Origin of the sequence: Alteromonas sp. CI.11.F.A3, assembly GCF_032925565.1 — a bacterium.
Lineage (GTDB): Bacteria > Pseudomonadota > Gammaproteobacteria > Enterobacterales > Alteromonadaceae > Alteromonas.
In genome coordinates, this window is sequence record NZ_CP136708.1 from 4,092,640 (window position 1) to 4,117,255 (window position 24,616).

At 43.9% G+C, this 24,616-nt stretch carries 21 protein-coding genes; 6 read left to right on the forward strand and 15 right to left on the reverse strand.

The features are described 5' to 3' along the window. The first annotated feature begins 49 nt into the window (after positions 1 to 49). Together R1T43_RS17575 and R1T43_RS17580 are read left to right on the forward strand one after the other, a co-directional pair. Positions 50 to 334: a hypothetical protein gene (locus tag R1T43_RS17575; protein ID WP_057793943.1), complete on the forward strand. Its 285-nt coding sequence runs from the start codon at positions 50 to 52 to the stop codon at positions 332 to 334. Positions 335 to 591: 257 nt separating this feature from the next. Next, positions 592 to 1,956, forward strand: coding sequence for a nitrate- and nitrite sensing domain-containing protein (locus R1T43_RS17580; RefSeq protein ID WP_317350632.1), 1,365 nt, complete (start codon positions 592 to 594; stop codon positions 1,954 to 1,956). Here R1T43_RS17580 and R1T43_RS17585 read toward each other — a convergent pair. From R1T43_RS17585 to R1T43_RS17600, 4 genes are all read right to left on the reverse strand, one after another. Further along, entirely contained in the window at positions 1,933 to 2,580 is a 648-nt protein-coding gene (locus R1T43_RS17585; RefSeq protein ID WP_317350635.1) for a nucleotidyltransferase family protein, read from the reverse strand. The genes R1T43_RS17580 and R1T43_RS17585 overlap by 24 nt on opposite strands. 125 nt (positions 2,581 to 2,705) lie before the next feature. Continuing rightward, positions 2,706 to 3,386: a phosphatase PAP2 family protein gene (locus R1T43_RS17590; RefSeq protein ID WP_317350637.1), complete on the reverse strand. Its 681-nt coding sequence runs from the start codon at positions 3,384 to 3,386 to the stop codon at positions 2,706 to 2,708. Between the two features lie 77 nt (positions 3,387 to 3,463). Next, positions 3,464 to 3,778, reverse strand: a complete 315-nt coding sequence (locus R1T43_RS17595) for a BolA family protein (protein WP_211069931.1) — start codon at positions 3,776 to 3,778, stop codon at positions 3,464 to 3,466. A 7-nt stretch (positions 3,779 to 3,785) separates the two neighbouring features. Next, positions 3,786 to 4,415 (reverse strand): alpha-ketoglutarate-dependent dioxygenase AlkB family protein, encoded by a 630-nt coding sequence (locus tag R1T43_RS17600; protein ID WP_317350640.1) that lies wholly within the window; start codon positions 4,413 to 4,415, stop codon positions 3,786 to 3,788. A 30-nt stretch (positions 4,416 to 4,445) separates the two neighbouring features. Between R1T43_RS17600 and R1T43_RS17605 the strand changes: the two genes are divergently transcribed. Both R1T43_RS17605 and R1T43_RS17610 read left to right on the forward strand, forming a co-directional pair. After that, the gene (locus tag R1T43_RS17605; RefSeq protein WP_317350642.1) at positions 4,446 to 5,648 is read left to right on the forward strand and encodes a methyltransferase; all 1,203 of its coding nucleotides are present in this window, start codon (positions 4,446 to 4,448) and stop codon (positions 5,646 to 5,648) included. Between the two features lie 9 nt (positions 5,649 to 5,657). Beyond that, positions 5,658 to 6,281 (forward strand): peptidylprolyl isomerase, encoded by a 624-nt coding sequence (locus R1T43_RS17610; protein WP_211069934.1) that lies wholly within the window; start codon positions 5,658 to 5,660, stop codon positions 6,279 to 6,281. On the opposite strand, the gene R1T43_RS17615 is transcribed toward R1T43_RS17610, so the two are convergent. From R1T43_RS17615 to efp, 5 genes are all read right to left on the reverse strand, one after another. After that, positions 6,278 to 6,796, reverse strand: coding sequence for a GNAT family N-acetyltransferase (locus tag R1T43_RS17615; RefSeq protein WP_317350644.1), 519 nt, complete (start codon positions 6,794 to 6,796; stop codon positions 6,278 to 6,280). The genes R1T43_RS17610 and R1T43_RS17615 overlap by 4 nt on opposite strands. Further along, complete coding sequence (locus tag R1T43_RS17620; protein WP_317350645.1) at positions 6,784 to 7,557, reverse strand: gamma-glutamylcyclotransferase family protein; 774 nt, start codon at positions 7,555 to 7,557, stop codon at positions 6,784 to 6,786. Before R1T43_RS17620 ends, R1T43_RS17615 begins: the two co-directional genes overlap by 13 nt. 18 nt (positions 7,558 to 7,575) lie before the next feature. Further along, positions 7,576 to 10,005: a TonB-dependent receptor gene (locus tag R1T43_RS17625; protein ID WP_317350646.1), complete on the reverse strand. Its 2,430-nt coding sequence runs from the start codon at positions 10,003 to 10,005 to the stop codon at positions 7,576 to 7,578. A 246-nt stretch (positions 10,006 to 10,251) separates the two neighbouring features. After that, positions 10,252 to 11,220 carry an elongation factor P--(R)-beta-lysine ligase gene (gene epmA, locus R1T43_RS17630; protein WP_317350648.1) on the reverse strand — a complete coding sequence of 323 codons (969 nt, stop codon included), beginning with the start codon at positions 11,218 to 11,220 and terminating at the stop codon, positions 10,252 to 10,254. Positions 11,221 to 11,472: 252 nt separating this feature from the next. After that, positions 11,473 to 12,042: an elongation factor P gene (gene efp / locus R1T43_RS17635; protein ID WP_013785484.1), complete on the reverse strand. Its 570-nt coding sequence runs from the start codon at positions 12,040 to 12,042 to the stop codon at positions 11,473 to 11,475. 36 nt (positions 12,043 to 12,078) lie between these two features. On the opposite strand from efp, the gene epmB reads away from it, so the two are divergent. Continuing rightward, complete coding sequence (epmB, locus tag R1T43_RS17640; RefSeq protein WP_211069939.1) at positions 12,079 to 13,104, forward strand: EF-P beta-lysylation protein EpmB; 1,026 nt, start codon at positions 12,079 to 12,081, stop codon at positions 13,102 to 13,104. 3 nt (positions 13,105 to 13,107) lie between these two features. Here epmB and R1T43_RS17645 read toward each other — a convergent pair whose 3' ends face one another. Continuing rightward, positions 13,108 to 13,299, reverse strand: a complete 192-nt coding sequence (locus R1T43_RS17645; protein WP_057793966.1) for a hypothetical protein — start codon at positions 13,297 to 13,299, stop codon at positions 13,108 to 13,110. A gap of 164 nt (positions 13,300 to 13,463) precedes the next feature. Here R1T43_RS17645 and R1T43_RS17650 point away from each other — a divergent pair, with 164 nt between their 5' ends. Then, positions 13,464 to 13,778, forward strand: coding sequence for a hypothetical protein (locus R1T43_RS17650; RefSeq protein ID WP_211069940.1), 315 nt, complete (start codon positions 13,464 to 13,466; stop codon positions 13,776 to 13,778). Between the two features lie 115 nt (positions 13,779 to 13,893). Here R1T43_RS17650 and R1T43_RS17655 read toward each other — a convergent pair whose 3' ends face one another. The 5 genes from R1T43_RS17655 to parE form a co-directional block, all read right to left on the reverse strand. Beyond that, complete coding sequence (locus R1T43_RS17655) at positions 13,894 to 15,243, reverse strand: hypothetical protein (protein WP_317350653.1); 1,350 nt, start codon at positions 15,241 to 15,243, stop codon at positions 13,894 to 13,896. A gap of 102 nt (positions 15,244 to 15,345) precedes the next feature. After that, the gene (locus tag R1T43_RS17660) at positions 15,346 to 16,023 is read right to left on the reverse strand and encodes an HAD family phosphatase (RefSeq protein WP_317350656.1); all 678 of its coding nucleotides are present in this window, start codon (positions 16,021 to 16,023) and stop codon (positions 15,346 to 15,348) included. 142 nt (positions 16,024 to 16,165) lie between these two features. Then, positions 16,166 to 17,668 (reverse strand): GAF domain-containing protein, encoded by a 1,503-nt coding sequence (locus R1T43_RS17665; protein WP_317350657.1) that lies wholly within the window; start codon positions 17,666 to 17,668, stop codon positions 16,166 to 16,168. Positions 17,669 to 17,675: 7 nt separating this feature from the next. Beyond that, positions 17,676 to 22,178: a chemotaxis protein CheB gene (locus tag R1T43_RS17670; RefSeq protein ID WP_317350659.1), complete on the reverse strand. Its 4,503-nt coding sequence runs from the start codon at positions 22,176 to 22,178 to the stop codon at positions 17,676 to 17,678. Positions 22,179 to 22,694: 516 nt separating this feature from the next. Next, on the reverse strand, positions 22,695 to 24,590 hold the full coding sequence (parE, locus tag R1T43_RS17675) for a DNA topoisomerase IV subunit B (RefSeq protein ID WP_211069945.1): 1,896 nt from the start codon (positions 24,588 to 24,590) through the stop codon (positions 22,695 to 22,697). Positions 24,591 to 24,616: the final 26 nt, after the last annotated feature.

The following is a 24,616-nucleotide window of genomic DNA, read 5'->3' on the forward strand; positions in this document are numbered from 1 at the left end:
GACACTTTTTGCGGCGAGGTGTATTTTGACCAACCGATAAGGAGTGGAAGTGGTCCCTTATTTACTCACTATTTTATGCGTGCTGGTGGCTGGCGCTATTCATTGGGCATTTCCAAAAACCTTTTGGAAATCTACGTTAATGTCCACCGCTGTCATTTTGCTATTTTCTATTGCCGCTTTATTTATCTTCAAAGCATCCGGCATGCTAATGACTGAGACGGGTGAAGATCCTGACTTTTCCGGTAAATTACTGATGATTACTGCGTTGATGTCTTTCTTCGGGCTGCTTATTTCTATTTTTGTCGGCTGGTTTCTGCGCGTAGTAAGAGCCTAGTAAGCGCGTAATAACAAATATTAAGCGAGGTGCAAGGCTAAGATTATCTTAACTTGCACCGTTATCGAGCATAAAACGTATCACACGTAGTACTGGTTACAGGTGTTGGCTCAAAAACCCATCTCCCTTAAATTCCACTTTAACAAATATTCTATTAAAAACAGACACTTAAGAAAACCTATTCAAGAAAGGTACGTTAAGGCATAGGCATTGCTTTTATAAACTATTCAATTAGTCCGCTAAATCCATAACGTATCATGCAAACAGACCATGAAATAACGTCCCCTACGCATTATAGCGATGCCACTAAGCGCTTCTTGCTCGCCGCCAAACGCGCCGAGATTACGGTGCTTGAGCAGCTATCCAGCAACTGCCGTATTGTTATTTCGGTTCGTAATATGGTGCATGCTCTGCAGCGCGAACGTGGTGCCACCAACATTTATTTAGCGTCTAAAGGTGATAGGTTTGCAGGGCAGCGCGCCACTCATATTGAAGCAAGCTGTGAAGCAGAATCGATGTTACGCAGTCAACTCAAGTCACTGTATTTAACCGATAGCCATGACACCGCTAACCCTCGTTTGTTAAGCAGTATTACCTTAGCGCTGCAAGGCATTGATTACCTGCCAGTACTTCGTGAACAAGCGAAAAATTTAACCTTGTCCCCGCTAGATTCCACTCGCGCCTATTGCCGCTTAGTCGCTGGGCTACTGACTGTTATTTTTGAAGCCGCTGACATTGCGAGCGACCCAGTGATAACCCGCCTTTTAGTTGCACTTTTCAACTTTATGCAGGGTAAAGAATATGCGGGGCAAGAACGCGCATGGGGCGCTATTGGCTTTGCAGAGACGCACTTTGATAAGCGATTATGCGATAAACTCAGTGCCCTTCAACACGCCCAGCAGCATCACTTTACCGTGTTTAATGAATTCGCCCGTTCTTGTCATAAAGACGCTTACGAGCTTTTAGATGGCAGCCCTGCTGCACACGATATTAATCAATTACGTAAAATGATTGCACAACTTGCTGATGGTAGCCCCATTGCAGCTGAAATTAGTGAAGTGTGGTTCGATGTGGCCACGCGGCGTATTGATGCCATGCAAGAAATTGAAAATAAACTCACCGACAGCTTAACTAAAGAAGCGCAAACTAAAGTCAGTAATGCGCATCATGAAATGAAAAACCATCAACGGTTGATTGAAAGCTTTACCGATGAACATGCGCAAGATGGTTCACCCCTTACTATGCTGTTTGACCCTAGCATGCCTGGTTTGGTGGAAGACAGTGATCTGGGGCTGCTACAGCATGATACAACTGGCTCGGGTAACAACGCAGATATTAGTGAGCAGACACAAACCCTGTCTGCGCATCGCTCATTTTACGATTTGTTGCGAGGGCAAGCCCAGTATATTGAAGATATGAGTCGTGAGTTAGAAGAAGCGAAACGCGCGATTACCGAACACAAGTTAGTAGATAGAGCTAAACTCATTCTTATGCAGCAATTTCAATTAAATGAAAATGATGCATATCGAAAGCTTCAAAAACAAGCCATGAATGAACATAAAAAGCTTACCGACATTGCTGCTACTGTTGTTGAAATATCAAATAGAGCGAACCAACGCTGAACCTAAAGTAAGTTGCGGCCACGTTACCAGCCAATTTTTCGTTTTCACTCGTTGGGTAAACACGTCATCTCTAGGGTGGCGAGGGTTTATTGAAATCCTACCGGCAAAATTACTTGAAAGCCCATAGGGCGCAAGCATATCAAACTTATCACTCCCCTCTTTTGGGCAAAGCCTGATGGCGACACAGGTTTCTTTTTCCACCCAATAACTAATGGCTTCTTCGCAATCTCTATAAGCGTTATGACCATGGTTCAGATGCATACGCGCCTGATTCTTCACTTGCCAGTGGGCTGATGGCACTTGCGAAGTTAACGCTTTTTCTATATTGAGCTCGGTGTCTTTTGAGGTATCTGATGGGTTGAAGTAAATAACATCGATATCGTTTAACGGCGTAGCTTTCTTATAGCCATGGAGCTCATCCCATATGGCATTACGTAGAAATCCCGCCGCTAAATACCCTTGGGGCAGGTTTAGCGCTTTGAGCGCAGTCAAACACTGCATGCGGTAGAGATCAGCGGTTAGCACACGGCTAACCGCTGATCGGGCTTTGCTTTCTATACTGGCCATGTTGGCTGTGCTAGCTGCGCTTTCGTTACTGCCTTTACTTTTGGGGTTCGTCATCATTGAAGCCGTTTACTTGAGCAGACTAATTTCATAAGGCTAATTTCATAAGACTAATTTCATAAGACTAATTTCATAAGATTAATGAAAAGGCCAACATTGAAAAGCTAGCAAGAGAAAGCTAGGCGTTATTTCGAATGCTCAGAACGAATGCGCAGATTCCTTTGCCATTTGATCACATAGAAACTAAATGCGGCTATCGCCCCCCCTCCCAACCATCCTGCTATTACGTCGGTCGGCCAATGCACGCCTAATTGCACTCGACTCAGGCCAATCATAAATACCAATAGTGTAGTCAGAGAATATACCCAAACTTTTAACTTAACTTTTGTGATAGAAAAACAAAACAGCCTAGCAATACAGAAGTAAACAAGGGTAGACATCATGGCATGAGCAGAAGGGAAGCTTTGCGTCAATACGGTAACTTGATGGCCAGACAGCGGCGGTCTAGGGCGGTCTATACCGGCTTTAAGGACAAAGGTAATGACCAAACCTGCTGCTACCGCTATTAGTAGCGTAAATGCTTTTTTAGGATGCCCGGTCAATTTCAACCAACCGGCAACGGCAAGTGAAAAAAAGATAAGTACTTCATTACTGCCAAGTGCGGTGAAGTTTTCAAAGAAGCGTTGAACCACCCCCGGCATATTGTCCCACACCAACATTTCAATGACGGCTTGGTCGAAAGGCGCTAATACTTCCATGGTGGCAAATAGCATTAGCAGCAAAAAGCCACCACCTAATAACACCACTTGCACCGTGGGTGTTTTTACTATTTGCAAATACGCATTGACCGAACTTTTTACTTCCATGTTACGTAGCGCTCCTATTGGGGCTATAGAAAATTAAAATGAATACTTAATTAAGGAATGAAACGAATAAATACGCGTTAAGACTTGCTGCCACCTAAACACGCTGGAGATGTTAGTGCTTCGCCACCTCGTGCTACCCACTCTGTTGGGGTATAAGTGTGTAATGCTAGCGCATGTACAGGCCCTTTCAAGGCTTCATCGACCAACGTATTAATTTCACGATGACGAGCAATTAAACGTTTGCCTTCAAAGGCCTCAGTCACCACGGTTACTTTGAAATGACTTTGTGCACCGTCAGGTACATTGTGCATAAAGCTCTCGTCTTCTACCTTTAATAAAACAGGTGAAAGTGCGCTGGTAATGGTCGATTCAATAAATTCTTTAACATTCATATGAAAACTACTTGGTTGAAATTAAATGCCGGAAAGTAAGGTTAATTCTACCACCGATATCTTTAGTCGTCTTAGCAATACCGTGCAGATAATGCGATTGAGTGGTTTCACCCATAACCAACAGACTACCGTGCTCTAATAGTTGGGTATAACGCGCGCCGGTTTCTTTGTGTTTGAACACAAAAGGCCGAGATTCGCCAAAAGTTACCGACGCCACCACCGGGTTTGGCCCAAGTTCTGGCTCATCATCAGCATGCATACTCATACTGTCTTGACCATGTCGATACCAGTTTGCCAGCACACTGTTAAAAGGAATATGACAAACCTCGATACATTTATCCCGAATAGCTGCCAGCTCTTGAGTCCAAGGTTGCGGTGCAAGCTTAATACCTGAATATTTATAAAAACACTCAGGATCACCATGCCAAGCCTGTAATCTAGGCACGTCTAGGCGCTTTCCATACATGCGGATAGTATCTTGTCGCCATGGCAATGTGCTTTCAAACACACCTTGATAGTCATTCGCTTGCTCTGAGCTAAGCCATTGCGGATAATAGCGCACCTCAGCTTCTGGCAACGGTAGCGTAATGGGTGAGTTTTTCGCTGCTTTTGCGTCAGTAAAAAGTGGTAATTGCATAACCCCCCGATAACTTTAGACAAGAAAATAATGAATACAGAATTTTCAATGGCAGAGCGCCAGTTTACCTTAATACGCTACCCTGAAAAACATCAGCACAAAAGCCTACAAGCGTGGGACAGTGCCGATGAGCTGCTTATTGAGCATGTTGAAGCACACCTTGATGCGTCATCTACCTTGGGCCCCATCCTCATTTTTAATGACGACTTTGGTACCCTTGGCTGTTGGTTTACGCAGTATAATCCTATTTGGATTTCAGATTCGTATATTAGCGTGCGATCATTACAAGAAAACCTCAGGCGTAACCATTTAAAACCGGTTATGAATGAGGAAGGCGCGCTAACGTCACCCGTGACAAGTTTAACCAGTGTTGAAAGCCTTACTTTCATGCCAGAGCGTGCCCCAAGCGTAATTATGCTGAAAGTGCCGCGCACGCTGGCTTTACTTGAACAACAGCTTATCGATATTAAGCGATATGCAGCGCCTGGTACGCATATTGTGGCGGCGGGTAAAATAAAAGCTGTGACCAAGTCGGTATCTGCCTTATTCGAGAAAATCATTGGCCCAGCTAAAACCTCCTTAGCAAAGAAGAAGTCGCGATTGGTTTTTAGTACTCTTGATGAAAGTATTGCTCCTATTCCCTCGCCTTACCCTGAAACATGGGAATGCAAGGGCGCCACAGGCCAAACCTTCGTATTAAAAAACCACGCAAATGTATTTTCTCGCCAGTCGTTAGATATTGGTGCCCGTCTTATGCTTGAGCACATGACGGTAAGCGCTAATGAAACCGTGGTCGATTTAGGCTGCGGCAATGGCGTGTTAGGCGTTAACGCCTTAGCTTTGGCCGGCGACTGCAAAGTTATATTCATTGATGAGTCTTTTATGGCTGTGGAAAGTGCACGATTAAATGTTCTTGAGAATTTCCCAGACAAAATTGATCAATGTGAGTTTATTGCCAGTAACTGCCTTGAAAGCTTGCTAGAAAAGCAACAATCACCTTGGGTAACCAAGATATTGTGTAACCCGCCTTTCCATCAACAAAATGCCATTACCGACCATATTGCCTGGCAAATGTTTAACGACTCAAAACACGCCTTGGTAAAAGGTGGGCAATTGGTGGTGGTTGGAAACAGACACCTTGAACATCACGTTAAACTTAAACGCATGTTTGGTGGTTCAGACGTGCTGGCAAGCGACAAAAAATTTGTTATTTTGGGTACCGCTAAACGATAAGGAATGCACATGTTAAAACCGCTTATAACGGCCTTACTTTTCTCAGCTCTCGTTTTTACGTCTGCAGCAATTAGCCCTAATGCATTGGCGGCTAAAAAAGACGATGGCTCACAAATTCAGCCTGATAACTATTACCCTAGAGTAAAAATTGAAACCTCTATGGGCGATATTGTGGTTGAATTAGACCGCCGACGTGCGCCGATTACTGTGAATAACTTTTTGCGTTATGTAGACAAGCGCAGTTATGAAAACACTATTTTCCATCGCATTGTGCCAGGGTTTGTGGTGCAAGGCGGAGGCTATACCACCGATTTTGAGGGTAAGTCTAATTATCCAGAAATATTTAACGAGTCGGGCAACGGGCTTACCAACGATTTGCACACCATCGCTATGGCTCGGCAAGATGATCCACATACCGCAAATCGTCAGTTTTTCTTCAACGTGAATGACAACGAAACATTAAACCCAGGTCGAGACTGGGGCTATGCGGTTTTTGGCATGATTGTAGAAGGTGAAGATATTGTTGATGCGATGTCTGAAGTAGAAACTGAATACTCGTTAGTGCTTAACACCAATAATGTCCCCATTGAGCCTATTATCATTAAAAAGGTTACCGTACTTCCGCCGTTCTAACGGCTAGCGTAATCACTGTTTCGCCAGAACAGGGTTTGAACCGGTGTGGACTTATCAATAAAGTAAGGGCCACGTTTTTCAAACCCTAGCTGGTGTAACAGATGTTGAGAGCGCGTGTTATTGGGGTGGGTAGAAGCGGTAATGAAATGCATATCTTCTTCCATCTCTACCCAATCAATAACCGCTTTAGCGGCTTCTAACGCTATCCCCTGTCTACGGGCATTCGGTAGCAGCGCAAAACCTAAATCAGGGCACTTGAAAACATAGCGATTAATCAGCCCACACACACCATAAGGCGCGTTGGTTTTCTTATTTCTTATTGCCAGTAAGCCGTATTCCCACTCGTTAATTTGCGCATTAACCCGGTCAATATAATCAGCAGCATCTTCAACACTTGCCACACCACGATTACCAATGAACTGCTTCCATAGCGGGTCTTGGTGCATTTCCACAATCCACAGTTTATCGGCTTGTGTTAGCGGGCTTAATGCCAACCTTTCAGTTAGTAACAACATGAATGAGTATGCCTTTGAGTGGATTGCTTTGCCTTATTTAACAGCGTATCTATTTGCGCTAAATGTTGCTTTGAAATAGCGGCAGCTCTTGGGTAAATCGGGTTTGCTCTGTCGTTAATTCTAGGGTGTTCCCAGCCATGAGTATGCTCAATAAAAGCGTTAGCTTCACTTACCCCACCATGCTCTAAACAGCCCACAAGACAGGTATCGATATAAGATTGTGAAACTGGGAAGTCGGTACTGGCATGATGACAAAGTAAGGTTTCGCACAACCAAAGTTGGTGTTGGCTTAACGCCTCGCGAAGCGCAGGGGTGAAAGAGGATTGATAACACAAGGAGGAACTTACATGTTCAATTGCACTAACTGGTACTTCCACAAATCGATAATTCTTTTCTCGCGCACGCAATGAAGGGTTTATCTCAGCGGGAATAAGCTGTGCATTTAATTGAGATGTTTTGTCGGCAACGGCGCCTACATAGGTTTGTTTTTCTTGCAGACTACGAGTAACCCATGCGCGTTTAAAACCTGAAACACGCACGGGTAAACCTTGAGTATAAATACCTGAGTGACGCTCCCTGGAATCTCGACTTAGTAAACTGCCGTAACCTAGCACAATATGCTTACTTTGTTGGTTAGCTAAGGTAGCTAACCAACTGTCTTTTACTGTGCTTTCTACTGAGCTTTTTGCCGTATTTTTTACCGAGCTTTTTGCCGTATTTTCTAATAAGCAATTTGCTGCTTTTAAGTCTACCAAGCGCACCCCGTTTTCGCTGCGATATTAGAACAGCGCACGTACTCCTAGTGTAAGGTTACGGCCAGGTAGTGGCGCTTGATCTTTCAAAAATGATGTATGAACGCGAGCTTCTTCATCTGTTAGATTGTTTCCTTTTGCATAAACAATCCACTCAACGCCTTGGCCGCCAAATTCGTACTGAACACTGGCATCTAACAAGGTGTAACCATCGGTTTGTGTTTCATAAGACGCTACGTCGTCTTGGTCATCATACCAAGTTACGCCTACATCAGCACTTATGCCATTGCTCACATAACTGATGTTACCACCAAATCGCATAGGTGGTGTACGAGGAAGGTTATCATCATCAATTTCTGCGTTAATGTAATCGCTAAATACCGTCACGCGTACTTGCGCATTTACATCGTAATAGGCTTCAGCTTCTAAGCCCCAAATATCCGCATCGGCTTGTTGGAAGTAATAGATAGGTGTGCCTTCTTCTTCATGGCCTTCCTCTTCTTCTTCCTCATGATCTTCGTGCTCTTCGGTTATTGCCAATAACCCAGTATTTGTTTGATAAATATAATCATCCGCTTGGTTATAGAACAATGAAACTGTATAGCCCCAATCGCCAGTGAATTTACGGAAAGTAACATCGATATTGGTGCTAACTTCTTTTTCTACGTCTTTTAAGTCTTCTTCAATATGACCGTCTTCATCTAAATCGAAAAGCAAACCTAGCTCGTAGCTTTGTGTGGCTAAATGCTGGCCTGCAGAGAACAACTCTTGTTGGCTAGGCGCACGCTCACTACGTGAAAGTGTAGTGGCGATTGAGCGCCCTTCTGCATATTCCCAGTTTAAGCCTGCAGATAAAGACGTGCTAGTGAAGTCATACTTGTTGAAGCTATAAGAAGTCGCTTGCTCTTCGTGTTCTTCGTGATCCTCTTCTTCTTCGTGCTCATCTTCATCAGCATGCGTCACCTCAAGAGATAATTCGCTGTCGTCGGCATCGTATTCAGTGTATTCAACACGACCACCTAGTTCGAAGGTCACGTCTCCCACTACTTTTTGTTCTACAAGGTAGACCGCATAGTTTGAAGAGGTATTTGCAGGGGTAAAGGCTTCTTCCCCTTCAGCTTCATAGTCGCTGTGTTGGAACTGGACACCTAGCACACCATGCCAGCCATCCACTTCTTCATGTGAAATTGAAGCGCGAATATCACTAGATTTATTAGTGAAAATAGTGCCTTGCTCGCCATCTTCAATTTCAACGTGTTCGTAATCGGTATAAGCCGCTGCAAACTTCGCATTGGTTAACCCTCTGATAGGTGAATGCCATTCGCCTGCCGCTTGATAACGAGTCATGTCTACGTCAATCAATACGCCTTCTTCTTCGTGCAGCTCTTCATCATGATCTTCGTCGTCATGATCTTCATCATCGTGGTCTTCTTCATGCTCATGACTGTGACCAGGCACGCCATAACGGTTATCAAGTTGCTCTACCGCAAAGCCAAAGTAACCTTCTTCACCAATGTAAGACAAGCCAGCCGTAATATCGCTGATTTCCATCGCGGTGCTTTCTAACACGCCGTATGCTTCATCTTCATCAGGTTCTACTGAAGCATAACCAGGAATATCCGTGTCATCTGTGTTACGAGAATAGCCATCGATGTGCCATGCAAAGTTACCGCTGCCACCAGTTACATCGCCGCGAGCAAATTTACCGTTATCTACTGTGCTGTAGCTTACTTCGGCTTCACCTTCAACGCCGTCCATTTGGTGTTGCACAATACGCTTATCAACGATGTTAACCACACCGCCAATGGCGCCGCTACCATATTGCAAAGTGGCAGGGCCGCGAAGTACTTCTACTTGTGTGGCACTTGCCAAGTTACTGGTTACATTGTGGTCAGGACCAACACGAGATACATCAGAAACATCTAATCCATTTTGAACAATTTTAACCCGTGGGCCATCGTTACCACGAATAATTGGGCTACTTGAGACTGGACCAAAATACGTGCTTTGTACCCCAGGAGTATTCTTTAACGTTTCACCTAATGTCGGCGCTTCAATACGTCTAAGGCGCTCTGCGCCAATAACAGTAACGGGCGTAACAGACTCAAGTACTGAAGATTGTAATGCGGTAGCCGTAACAACAATATTTTCAACAGACGAAGGGGTAAGTGAAAAATCAACGGTTTTATCACCGACGATTTCACCAAGGTCATTGTCACCATGAATATATTGGCTTGAAAATACGTGAAGATGCACATGAGTTTGCTTAACATCGCTAAAACGGTACACACCGTTTTCATCGGTGGTAACGACTCGGCGAGTACCTTCAATGCTAACCTCGGCACCTTCAACGGGTTGACCTGACACATCGGTAACTTTACCGCTGATAACAGTCGCAAAGGATGGAGACGACAGTAGACCTGCTATCGTAAGACTTAGCAGTGAACGCATTTTCATAACGGTTTCCCTAACAATTTCTTTATTTGTTTAACCATTTACATGGCTATTTTTGTGATGTTATAACATTTTGTGGGTTGAGCCGTTTATTGTCAATGGCAACTTATCTACGATTTAACTTCATTCACCGAGGACACAGGTTAAAGTAGTACTTTGATTAGAGACAGTCGCCGTCATGCTTAACGGTGAGAATAGACTGAAGTGTGGGGCAAGGCACTGGGTAGAAAATAGCGTAAAGAGTGAAACTTACGCCCTACTCACTGGAAAGTTAAGCACCTCTTGAATATGCGACGCCCCTATTTTAAGCATTAATAACCGATCTATACCTAGCGCTACACCTGCGCAGTGTGGCAAGCCGCTTTTCAGTGCTGACAGAAATCGTGTATCTATAGGCTTTACAGATTGGCCATTATTGCGACGCTTCTCATTGTCTTGCTCGAAACGTTGCTCTTGTTCTGAAGCATCGCTGAGTTCATGAAAGCCGTTCGCGAGCTCCGCCCCTTTAAAATACACTTCAAATCTGTCGGCAGTGCGTGAGTCTTCTGTATTGATACGGGCAAGCGATGCTTGTGAAGCAGGAAACCCAAATACAAAACACGGGCGTTCTTGGCCTATAGCTGGCTCAATCGCCATTGCAAAAAGCAGTTGTAGCTTACTGTCTTTATCAAGTTGTTCCGGGCTTGAAATATTTATATTGCAGTCAGCCATTTTAGCCAAAAGCATTTCATCCGTAGCGGTTAGTGGGTCAATCTCTAAACGAGATTTAAACACATTTTGATAACTAACCAACTCTCCAGAATCCGTCCCTAAAGTTTCCATTAACAATGCATCAACCTCTTGCATTAAGGCGTGATGGTCGAATCCAGGACGATACCATTCAAGCATAGTGAACTCAGGATTATGCCAGCGCCCTTCCCCTTCATGCCTAAATGCTTTGCAGATTTGATAAATAGCACCACTTTGGTCGCACAAAAGGCGTTTCATAGCGAACTCTGGGGATGTCTGCAGGTATAAGTCTACGGGCTTGCCATCATGTGAATGATTGAACCTAGTATAAAATGCATCAAGATGTTCATCGGTTACCGTACCGCTGGACAACAAAGGGGTTTCTACTTCTAGCACATCACGTGTATAGAAAAAATGCCTTATGCTGCGAAGTAAGTGGGCTCGCGCAATTCGAGAATCATGTGATGAGGTAGGTTGCCAGTCGTTCATGAAAAGGTGTGTGTTTACTTATTGAAAAGGGTGGTGATAAATACGATAAAAAGCGTTGGGATTATCAACTCTTAACCTTACGAGATTCGCGCTTGCGATGCTTATGCTTACAAAGCCTAAGCTCAAGATTCTTGGGCTTAATCTGGCAAATAACGCTTGAAAATGCGTAACGATAAGCGAGTTACCGATGCCAAATACAGCATCGGCTAACTTCAGCTTTTCTACCTACTTTTTACTTACTTTTACCTATTTTTACTTCTGCGCACGAGACGCATACTCACCAGAGCGAGTATCTACTTTAATCACTTCGCCTGTTTGCACAAACAAAGGAACACGTACTACTGCGCCCGTTGTTAGCGTAGCTGGCTTACCACCTGTACCCGCAGTATCGCCTTTAAGGCCTGGGTCAGTTTCAGTAATTTCAAGTTCAACGAAGTTTGGTGGCGTTACTGTAATTGGCGTACCGTTCCACAAGGTAATAACGCATACATCGTTTTCGACTAACCACTTAACGCTATCACCCACCGCTTTTTCGTCGGCAGCGATTTGTTCGAATGTTTCGTTGTTCATAAAGTGGTAGAATTCGCCATCGGTGTACAAGTATGCAAGCTCAGTGTCCAAAACATCTGCGCCTTCTACTGACTCACCAGAGCGGAAAGTTTTTTCTAAAACTTTGCCTGAAATAAGTTTACGAATTTTAACGCGGTTGAATGCCTGACCCTTGCCCGGCTTCACGTATTCGTTTTCTAAAATGTTACAAGGTTCACCGTCCAGCATGATTTTCAGGCCGGCTTTGAACTCGTTAGTGCTGTAATTAGCCATAATTCCTCTGTCTAAACATAAGGTACAAAAAATTTCGTGGAACAAATAATACCTAAAAAAGCGATTTCTGTAGAGCATAACTGGCAAAAAGAATTAGCTAATAGCTTTACCAGCCCTGAAAAGCTGTTGTCTTTTTTAGATTTACCTACCAAAGACTACGAACAAGACAGTAAAGCACGACGCCTTTTTCCTATGCGTGTTCCACGACACTTTGCTTCGCTAATGGAAAAAGGAAACCCAATGGATCCACTTTTTCTGCAAGTGATGCCCCTTAAAGAAGAGTTTAGTATTGAACCGGGTTACACGAAAGACCCATTAGATGAACACGATACTGCGAGCAAAGGCTTGTTACACAAGTACGACTCACGAGTGTTACTCATGGTTCGCACTGGGTGCGCCGTTAACTGCCGCTATTGTTTTCGCAGGCACTTCCCTTATGCCGATAACGCAGTGAATAAAGCCCAGTGGCAAGAGGCAATAGATTACATTACTGGCAACCCTGCCATTAACGAAGTGATTTTTTCAGGCGGCGACCCGCTAATGGCAAAAGATGATCACCTAGCCGCATTGGCAAAAGAAATCGCCGCAATCCCTCATATTAAAAGACTTCGCATACACACCCGTTTACCGGTTGTATTGCCCGAGCGCCTCGATAACGCTTTTTTTGACTGGTTTACTCAGCTGTCTATTCAAAAAATACTCGTGTTACACGTCAATCATGCTAATGAAGTATCAACAGCGTTGAAAACTAGGCTGGAGAAATTGCGTAGTCAGGGCGTTACCCTGTTAAACCAATCGGTGTTGCTAAAAGATGTGAATGACTCGGCCGATGCGTTGTGTGAATTAAGTGAGCGGTTATTTGATGCGGGGGTTCTGCCCTACTATTTACATGTACTCGATAAAGTACAAGGGGCAAGTCACTTCTATGTAAGCGATGATAAGGCAAGACAGATTATGCAAGAAGCGATAAAGCGCCTACCAGGTTTCCTTGTGCCTAAACTCGTTAGAGAGATAGGCGCTCAGCCTGGCAAAACGCCTATCGACTTACATTTACATCCCTAAACCTTAAGCGAAAGTGTTTATATTTCCGCCTACAGCAGGATTAGAAGATGTTGATTTTGGTACGTCAGCTGAATTTTCTAAAAGCTGAAGCGCCGCTTTTCCTTCTTGCTCTTGTTGACCCTTGGCCAACTTAAGCGAAGCGAGTTCAAGTGACGCACCGGACGTTCCAGAGGCACTAGCACCTTGTAGATCCATACCGTTTTCCTTTGTTGCTTGAAGCAAAGTAAAAAAATAGGCAAAATTGCCCACCTTCGAAGTTATCGGCTAAAGATGCTGAAACTTTAATCTAATTTTACACTGCTTTTTTCAGGCGCTTTTTATGAGACGTCTTTTATAGGCTTCTTTGTATAGGAAAAGATATGCAAGCTATTCACCAACAACTTCAAGATACTATCCAGACCCTTTATCGTAAGGCGGTGGATGCAGATCAAGCATTGGATCGTTTGCAAAAAGACAGTCAAGGCAAGTTCGCCGCCATATTTGCTGAAGATAGCCCGTTCACCACACAAGCAAAACGCTTCGGCCCTTATGTGGAAGAGATTGCAGTAGATTGGCAAGCATTGAAAGACATGACAGAAGAAGAAGCGAAGGCAGCTTTGCCGTCTTTGATTAAAAAGATTGAATTGGCACTTACCACGGTGTCTCAATTTCAGCAGTCTTTGGCAAGTAAATAGACGCGCTTTTTAACCTACAAATACCATTAAACTATAAAAATCCATGCTACCTTTATTCGCAATTTAGGTAGCATGGCTACGTTTAGATTTTGGCTCAGGGAGCTAGCGCAAGCTATTAGTGTTCCCCTACCTCGCCCGCTTCAATTTGATTGATTAAGTTCCCTTCAGCATGGGCCTTTTGATACATAGGCACTTGTTTGATTAGGCGCTTAATCTCAGCCACTTCGTTTAAATAGGCGTCGCTGTCTACTTGCCCATACTTTTCCGTAAATGCTTGCTTACTCAACCCTTCAGGGAAGGTTTTTATCGCAGGGACAATGTCGTTATCAGATTGAATTCGTGCCACCGCGTTTTGCGTACTTTCGGCATGCTCAGGCATGGTCGCCACTCGGGCAAATTGTGAGCCCGACATATCGGCACCTAAATCAACAAAACTGTAGCCTGAACCACCTGCACCTCTGTCCATTAACTCTTTGAACTCACCAATCGCCCAGGACATATCTTGCTCGGCAAGTAATTCAAGGGCAGCGGAAATAATGAAATGCCGGGCCAAATCGTTACGCTCCAATAAAATAGCGGGGGCGCGAGGCTTCAGTGCTTTTGTTGGGTTGGGCTGTAAGTCACCCACTAAGCTACCAATACGATAGTGCCCCACATACGCTGCAAGCGCCAAAATAACCGCTTTATTATGTAGTGCTGCCTCTTGTGGAGAATTGCTTTGCTCTCTTGCGCGAGCCATGCCTTCCCGTAAATACTCAATAAGAGGCACTGGCTGCTTTGATAAGGCTAAATCTCGCCCTGAAATATAACGCAAGTAATAAGCGGCAAGGGTTTGAAGCTCGGTTTCTTCTTCAACGCCCATATTATTAGACACAACGGTAAGCTCTTCTAATAACGAGGCCAGTGGGGCAGTATGTAAAGACACCTCACCACGGCGCATGGTCACTTTTTCAACTCGGGTCAGGGCAATAGTGGCAATTTCAGACTTAGTCCAATAATTTATACCCTTTTCAGCAAACGAGAGCATGAGAGGCCCAGACAACGACAAATCCCCCACACTAATATAATCAATTTGCAGGCTATCGCCGGGTAAAATCAGTGCTGATACATTGAAATATAAATCAACGCTACTGGGTGAAAAGGTAAAGGTAATTGTACTGCCTACTTCGGTTACGTTGACTACGCCACTAAAATTAGGCACGGCCCGCTGCAACACCCCGACTAAGCTTTCAATCTGGGTTTCGGTTAGATGAATAACATGATTAGCACTACGCTCGGTGAACGCATTTTGTAACTGAGACAATAAGTCGTTAACGCTGTCTGCGCCATCCAATTGGTTTGGTGCACTGGCTACCACTAACGGCGAGCGCTGAACTACAGCTACGCTTACCCCTATCAATACGACAAAGGTAACCACGAATAAAGTCACCACGACACCAAGAATCCAACGACCCACACTTCTCATGATTTAATCACTTCCCAAACACCATGAATACATACCACCACGACCTTACCTAAACGCTACGTTGTGAAGAATAGAAATAGTAGCTAAATCTAGTGGTTATGACTAGCGACCTGTGATCTCTTGTTCCACCCATAATTGTAAGCTTTCGTAACGAGAGGTGGCCTCGGTGAAATCATGGGTAGCTGATTGAGTAGCAGGAACAACCACACACGCTAATTCAGCAGACAACGCTGACTGCATGCCAGTATACGTATCTTCTATGGCAATACACTTGCCAGGCGATACTCCCAACTTCTTCATCGCTAGCTGGTAGCAATCGGGCGCAGGCTTACTGTGGGTAACATCTTCTACCGCCACCACACAGGAAATGTATTGTGCTAGGCCATAACTAGTCAGTGTTTTTTCAACTGATAATGTACTTCCCCCGGTCACTATCCCTAGGGTGTACCCTGCTTCTGCACACGCTTTGATAGTTTCAGCAGCATAGGGCATAAGGGGGAAAGCTTGCTGTAAGAGATATTCTTCAATTTTGTCGTGTTTCTTTTTGGCCAGCAATTCGGGCTTTGCATCTAAAGAAAAATGCTTAACTACATCTTCGGCATTTTGTTTAACGGGTATGCCCGCCATTACCTTGCAGTAAAACTCGTCGGTTAATTCAGCCCCGTAGCTGGCGACTATTTCTTGCCAAAGAGTGAAGTGGACGTGCTCTGAATTAATTAAGGTACCATCGTGATCAAACAATAGCGTGGTAGTGTTTTTGGAAACGGAAGAGTTTGCCATCGATTCACCTCGAATATGAGCAAGTATTAAAACGAATTTTTTATTACTTGCATGAATGCTTATTGGAAAATGTACAGGTTATTGTACTGGAAAAAAAGAACCTCCAATCAGGAGGCCCTAGATAGATGGTCGGGCACAATGCCTAACGTGTTAGCGTTCGAATTAACGATGCACGCAGCTTTTTGGAAAACAAAATATCTCGTTTAGTCCACGGTAAGCTTTGCTCACCATCAACTTCGCTCCACCGCTCAAATGACGCACGTGGCGATAGCATGCCTTGTTCGTTAATATCTTTTTCCGGCTTACCAGCCCAGTGCGTTATTTGCGCTTCAGGCTGTCTGAAAATATATAATCGCGCTTTGGCCAATTCATAGTTCATACGAATTAGCATCACGCCTCTCACGTTTTCTGAGTCTAATGCCTCTAACCCTGAGTACTGGCGAATATCTTGGGTGTGCAGAATGACATCAGAAGTGTCTGACTGAAAGGCTTTATCGATACGTTTTAGTAGGCTAATGTCGTAGCCATTGTCATTACTAATAAACCATTTTCCATTAATGAAAATGGCAGACCCACATGCGGTGAAATCTCGCTTTACGTCTTCTAGAAAATCTTGCGTTGCTTCGGCATCTTTCAGGCGAAGCTTATGCGTAATAGCCCCAACCTTCTCATCCAATGAGGTGAGTAATTGCAGGCGCTTTTTCGATTTGTGCGTGGAATACACCATAGAGAAATACTTCACCAGCATTTCCGCTTGATGGCGCAGCTGCGCATCAATGTGCGATTCAGTGCTGTTGTGACAGGACACTATGCCCCACAACTTACCAGTTTGAATGATAGGAATAGAAAACGATGTAGCCACGCCCATGTTTTGCATATATTCGCCATGAATAGGCGACACACTGCGTAAATCCGAATACGTTAAGTTTAGCGGTTGTTCTGCTTGATTCAAAAAGTCAGCTGGCGGTGTAGCACTGCTAGCAATATATCGCGACGGATTTTCATAATACATCTGGCGGGCAATAGCTGGTATGTCCGATGCAGGAAATTTTAACCCAATATACTTTGGCGCGCCTTCAATCACTTTTTCTGCTACCACTTCACCGCTCCAAAGTTCATTAAAGCGATAAAGCAATATACGTTCACAGGGCAAGAACTCATCAAGGGTTGAGATAAGCTGATCCCAAAAATCCTCATCTTCCCAATGCTGTTCAATGGTAGGAAGAATGGCCGATCTTAATTGCAAATACTGACGCTGGGAGACATTAGCAATGCTTGATTCTATCTCAATTAAAATCCCTTCTTCACTACGATGGCTTCTGAAGTTCAGTACATCATCATTGAAGGGTTCGTTAAAGGCATAAGCTCTGTCGCCAGCCGTTGAACCTAAGTTATAAAGTATACTTAACGGTAGCCAGTCGAGTGATTTTACCGGCCTGCCTACCAGCTCTGAGGGCGAGAGGTGAATAAGACTGGCCAAATTACTGCTAGCCGCGGTGACCTGTAGAGATTCACTATCGATAAAAAAGGCGCCCCCAAATTGCTGAACCTTGCCACTTAAGTGCAAGGCTTCTTTTTCGCAATTTTCAACTAAGGTGTCAATCTCAGTATCGTGTTTATTACGGGTAATCGTATCAGGGTTCATAATCTTATTAGCTAATTTGTTTATTAAGCTCTGAGCAAGTAAGCATAGGCGAAAGAACAAGACCCTGTACTACATCGCACCCGATATCCCGTAAGTATTCGAGCTGCTGTTGAGTTTCAACTTTATCCGCGATGATTTTAAGACCTAGTGCTTTACCTGCATTAACCAAAGCTTGGATGAGTTTATTAGTGTCATTGCTATCGCTAGCGTCGGCCATTAATCGGCTGGGAAGCTTAATTTCACTTGCACCGCTTCGTTGAAGCTGAGAGATAGCACTACTGTAAAGGCCATAGTCATCGATACAGATCACACTGCCCATTGACGCCAATGTCTTCAACCGATGGTAAATTCGCTCTTCACCACTTTCAATATCTTTTTCTGAAACTTCAAATTTAAATAGACCAGCGGTGAGTTCATAACGCTCAAGTACTGCCACAAAGTTTTTAATAAAATCGGATGTGAGCAACTGTGCCCCAGATAAATTAATTGCTATGGCGGGCAGTTTGTTACCAAGCTGTATATATTGAGCAATTTCTCGCGCAACCAACTCAACCGCATGAAAGCCGATGGTTTCTATGAGCTTTCCACGCTCGGCAATATTAATGAATGACTCAGCACTGAGTACTTCACCATCACTATTTTTATAGCGCAGTAATGCCTCGGCGCCAATTATGGCATTCGAAGTAGACTCGAACTGCGGTTGGTATACCATTGAAAACTGTTTACCATCTAGCGCCACTTTAAGCTGTTTTTCAACTTCTAAACGAGCCAATGCCTGCTCTTTCATCTTCGCGGTAAAGTATTGATATTGATTGCGACCAGAAGATTTCGCTAAATACATGGCTTCATCTGCGTGCTGCAAGAGTATTTCTGAGCTGATCCCATCTGCAGGGTAAACGGCGATACCAATGCTCGCAGATACGGAAATAGAATGGGTAGACACATCAAATTCGTTTTGAACCTGACTGATAATACGCTTTGCAATATCATCAATTTCGTCGATATGAGAAGCCGATACTAAGGCTACAAACTCATCACCGCCAATTCGCGCCAACATATCTGTGTCTCGAATACATTGTTGCAGTCGCTTAGTAACCTGCTTAAGTAGCAAGTCGCCCACTTTATGACCTAAGTTATCATTAACTGGCTTGAAGTTATCTAGGTCAACAAAGAGTACACCGCACAGTTGCTTGCTGCGCTTCGCCCCATTTACCATTAATTCAAGGCGTTCAAGCAATACCGTCCTATTGGGTAAACCCGTTAATTCATCATGAGTAGCAAGGTACTCAATACGGCGCTGCATATTTTTTATTTCGTCAATATTACTGTAAGACGCTACGTAATTAACAATATCGCCATTAGCGCCTTTTACTGCATTAACTGTTAGCCACATTTTTACATGGCTACCATCTTTCACTTTGTTTATGACCTCACCTTGCCAAAACCCTCGTTCAATCAACGAGGCCTTCATTGCAGCAAAGAAATCTTTAGAGTGCTCTCCTGATTCCAGCAACTTAGGTGTTTTTCCGGTTAACTCCTGCTGAGAAAAACCCGTTAGCTCTGCAAATGTTTCATTGGTGGTAAGAATGCGCTGATTGGCATCGGTAACCAGGATAGCTTCACTGGTCCGCTCAAATATCTTGCCAGCTAAACGCAACTGTTCATTGGCATGTAGCTCTTTTGAAATATCTGTTGCTTGGGTACAAATTGACTTAATAGTGCCTTCTGCATCAAAAATAGGGAATCGCACACTTTTGATAATAACTTTACCAGCCCGCAAGGAGAACTCATCAAGGGTTTCTACCGGGGATAAAGCACGCATGGTGTCTAAGTCTTTTTCACGGAACTGGCGGGCAGTATCTCGCTCAAAAATTTGAAGGTCGGTTTTACCAATCACATCTTGCGCGGTTACGCCAAAGACTTCTTCAAACCGAGAGTTCACAAACTCATATCTACCCGCATTATCTTTTAATGCAATTAACGCCAACGAGTTGTTCATTATCGATAATAGTTGCTCTTGGCTTTTTTCGATTCGCTCGTGGGCAATGACCAATTCTGAATTATCAATAATCACTAATATGGCCCCAGTGATGCGGTCTCGATTATCTAAAATTGGCGTGATAAAAATGTTGTAAGTTTCTTGGCTCGATGGCTTGATCACCATGCTCGTTTTTACACCATTACGCAGGGTTTTACTTAAGCGCTTTTCAATGTCTTCAAAATAGTCAGGAAAATTAAGCGAGTACATTGGCTTTTTAAACGAGCCATTATTCAAGTGAAAACGGCGATTGGCAGCGTCATTCGTTCGGTTTAAGCAGGTATCGGTATCAAACACCAAGATAGGGAAATCTAACGTGTTATAAACGCTCATTAACTCACTGTTTATGGCACCTAAATCAGCAGACTTACGCATGCTTTCTTCATTTACGCTAATGAGTTCTTCGTTAGTGGCTTGCAACTCTTCGTTGGTGGCTTCAAGTTCTTCGTTATTCGCTTGTAGCTCTTCGTTAGCGGCTTGCACTTCTTCATTAAGTGCCTGCATTTCTTCTGCAGAGGCAGCCATTTCCTCGGTAAGCGTTTGTAGTTGCTCACGCGCTGCAATCAGTTCGGCAACATCAGCTTCATTGGTTGCCGTCGGTTCTTTGGGCTCGGCATCAATAATAGCGTCGTCTTCGTAAAAATTAACTAAGTAGTGCTGAGGACTTTGGTTTTCTAGCGGCAACACCCTTAACTTCCACAGTAGGCTGTCATCATCAGCGAGGCGCTTAGCTCGGCTTGTGACTATTTCACCAGTACGACTGGCCTTATTCACACAAGAAATTAAGTCTGCGGCGAAAGGCGCAGCAATGAGTTTCGATAAATTAAGATCGGGCACCCCGGATGGAAACGTAATAAAGCGTCGTAAATTGCCATGTGAGTGCAAAATGGCAAACCTTTCACTGATGAGTAAACTTGGCCCAAAGCTATCTAGCACAGAGCGAGTGAAAATATTTTCGTAGCTGTTAGTGATAGCCGTTTTCGTTTTAGTTATATCTACATGGCTTTTTAGCATTTTCGGCAGTGCGGGAGGCTTAGACGCCTCGCTTACTTTAAAAATTCTACTGCGCCTATCAAGGGCAACAAACATATCTTCTGTAGAGCCAATCGATTCAGACTTACCTAAAAAGAGAATACCTTCTTTGGTTAGCGAATAACGAAACAGTGATAATACCCGCTGCTGTAAATCGCTATTAAAGTAGATAAGTACATTTCTAAACGACACCATATCAAGGTGTAAAAATGGCGGATCTCGCGTGATATCCTGACGAGAAAAGGTGATTACATCACGCAGTAATTTTTGCGGATAATACGCATTGTCAGCATACCGAAAGTATTTGTCGGTTAAATCGGATGAAAGGCTTGCAATGGCCTGAACAGAATAAGCCCCTTTGCGGGCAACTGAGAGTGCATGTTCGTCGATATCAGTCGCAAAAATCTGTAAGTTGGCATCAATGCCCTGCTTCTCAATAGCTTCAAGAAATAAGATGGCTAATGAGTATGCCTCTTCCCCAGTGGCACATCCTGCTACCCATAACCGAATAGCATCGCCGCTGTTTTTATTCTCTACAATGCTCTGTATGTGCGTTTTGATAGCGTTAAAGGCAGTGTGATCTCTAAAAAAATCGGTAACTGAAATTAAAAGCTCTTTCGACAATGCTATAACTTCATCGGCGTTATTGTCTAAATAGGTCAAGTAAGAGGGCAAATCTTCAGTTTGTGTGGCAATTAAACGGCGATTCACCCTGCGCAACAAGGTAGATTGTTTATAAAAACTGAAGTCTATTTTTGTAGCGGTTCTTATTTTTCCGTAGAGCTCACTCATTAATTCACTTCGAGTGTCTTCCTGCACCGCTAAGAAATTTCGCGCGATGTTTTGCGAAATATGTGCAATTTCTTGCCCCATTTCTTGGGGTTCAAGAATTGAATCCACAGCCACATTTTCAAGCGCCGCTTTGGGCATGCCATCATATTTTGCTGAGGCAGGGTCTTGTACAAAGGCAAATCCACCGACACCTTTGATGGCCTTAAGCCCTCTGGCACCATCGCCACCAGTACCAGATAAGATAACGCCAATGGCGTGATCGCCAATTTCGTCAGCTAGTGATTCAAACAAGAGGTTTACCGAAGGCTTAGGCGAAAGCTCATCCGGGGATTTATCGAGGTGTAAATACCCCTCTTTGTATTTGAGGTGGAAGCCCGGTGGGCCTACATAAATGGTGTTCGCTTTAATTTTACAATGCGGTGTAGCCTCGACCACAGGGTATTCAGTTTCTCGCGCCAATATTTCTGTCATTTGGCTTTTATGGGTAGGCGATAAATGCTGAGCAATAATAAAAGACGCATTAATAGCTTTTGGTAATTCGCTTACCAAGTTAATCAATGCTTCTATTCCGCCCGCTGAAGAGCCTACGCCAACAATAAAAGGAGCTATCTCAGGTTTAGTCACCCGCGATGACGGTAAGGATTCCATACTACATTTAGCTCCATTTGAGTTAACTGAGTGCCAATGCGAACATTCAGTATTTGCGGCATCTTCACCGCATCTAATACGCTTACTATACCAGTAATTAGCACTGTAAAAATATACTAAAGTCTAATCTTATTACGTTAAATAAAACGCGTTACGTGCCTAAAAGGTTCAAAACGCCCGTACTTGACGTTGAAAACTAACGCAAAGATCACGGCATTTTGCTGGTTTTATATAACGACTTCATCGGCGTTACTTGATAACTATTTCATCAAACTAAGTCTAGTTGCAAAATTGAGTCGACAATTAGGCAAGTAATAGGTTTATAGGTGGCTAAAAAGTAGGCGAGTAATAGTTAGTAACAGTAAAGAGTCCGAGGATAAAGCTCATAAATGGTAACTAAACACATATTTATGGACTGTCATCATGAAGTGATAAGTAAACGGATAGGTAAATCGCGAAAGGTATTGCATAGGGTCAAAGCCATATCGATATCGATATGGCTAACAACGATGATGGTTACAGGTCAACTTCTGCCATATTGCCTTTGCTTTCAAGCCAGACTTTTCTGTCCCCAGAACGCTTTTTAGCTAACAGCATGTCCATTAACTCAAGCATTTCTGCAGAGTCTTCTATGGTAAGTTGCACTAACCTACGGGTGTTCGGGTCCATGGTCGTTTCACGAAGTTGTAAAGGGTTCATTTCACCTAGCCCTTTAAAGCGCTGAACGTTTACTTTGCCGCGCTTTTTCTCTGCCTCTATGCGATCCAATATGCCTTTTTTCTCGCCTTCATCTAGCGCATAGAAAACTTCCTTGCCCACATCGATACGAAATAGCGGCGGCATGGCTACATAAACATGACCTTGGTCGACTAACGTTCTAAAGTGCTTCACAAACAATGCACACAACAAAGTAGCGATGTGCAGTCCGTCGGAATCGGCATCCGCCAATATACAAATTTTACCGTAACGAAGGCCAGACAAATCCGTAGAGTCTGGGTCTATCCCTAACGCTACTGATATATCGTGAATTTCTTGTGACGCTAATACCTGTGAAGAGTCTACTTCCCAGCTATTTAGAATTTTACCGCGAAGCGGCATGATAGCTTGGAATTCTCGGTCTCTAGCTTGCTTGGCAGAACCACCTGCTGAATCCCCTTCCACTAAGAAAAGCTCAGAGTAGGAAATATCCTGAGACGAACAATCGGTTAACTTACCTGGCAGTGCTGGCCCTTGGGTTACCTTTTTACGCGCCACTTTTTTGTTTTGACGTAAACGGCGCTGTGCATTGTTAATGCACATATCTGCCAGAGCTTCAGCCACTTCAGTATGTTGGTTTAACCATAAGCTAAACGCGTCTTTAACTACCCCTGACACAAACGCAGACGCTTGGCGTGACGATAAGCGCTCTTTAGTTTGCCCTGCAAATTGTGGGTCTTGCATTTTGGTAGACAAAATATAAGCACATCGGTCCCAGATATCATCAGGAGACAGCTTTACGCCACGAGGCATTAAGTTTCTAAATTCACAAAACTCACGCATAGACTCTAACAAGCCTTGGCGCATACCATTCACATGAGTACCGCCTTGGGCAGTAGGAATAAGGTTAACATAACTTTCGGTAGTTAATTCACCGCCTTCTGGTAGCCACATTACCGCCCAATCAGCCCCTTCAGTGTTGCCTTTGAAGCTACCTACAAAAGGCACATCAGTAGGAAGTGTTTCGTACTCTTGTACCGCTTGATATAAGTAATCTTGCAAACCGTCTTCGTAGTACCACTCTTGCGAGTCTTTAGCGATTTTATTGTCAAAACGAATACGTAAGCCTGGGCTTAGTACTGCTTTTGCACGAAGGTTATGAATAAGACGGCTGGCTGAAAATTTAGCTGAATCGAAATATTGCGGGTCGGGCCAAAAATGTACTCGCGTACCCGTATTGCGTTTGCCGCAGGTGTCTATCACCGCGAGCTCTTCAATTTTATCGCCATTGGCAAAGGCAATTTGATACACGTTACTGTCGCGGCGAATAGTCACTTCTACCCGAGTAGAGAGGGCATTAACTACTGAAATACCCACCCCGTGTAATCCCCCTGAAAACGCATAGTTTTTGTTAGAGAATTTTCCCCCTGCATGCAGCTTACTTAAAATAAGTTCTACACCAGAGATTTTCTCTTCAGGGTGAATATCCACCGGCATACCACGGCCATCATCAATGACTTCAAGAGATTGGTCTTCATGCAAGATAACTTTAATGTTGGAAGCATGACCTGCTAGGGCTTCATCCACACTGTTATCAATAACTTCTTGGCCCAAATGGTTGGGTCGAGTGGTATCGGTATACATGCCTGGGCGGCGCTTAACCGGGTCGAGACCGTTTAAGACTTCAATTGCATCAGAGTTATATTGATTTGACATAGTTATGGTTATTATTTAAGCCAGCA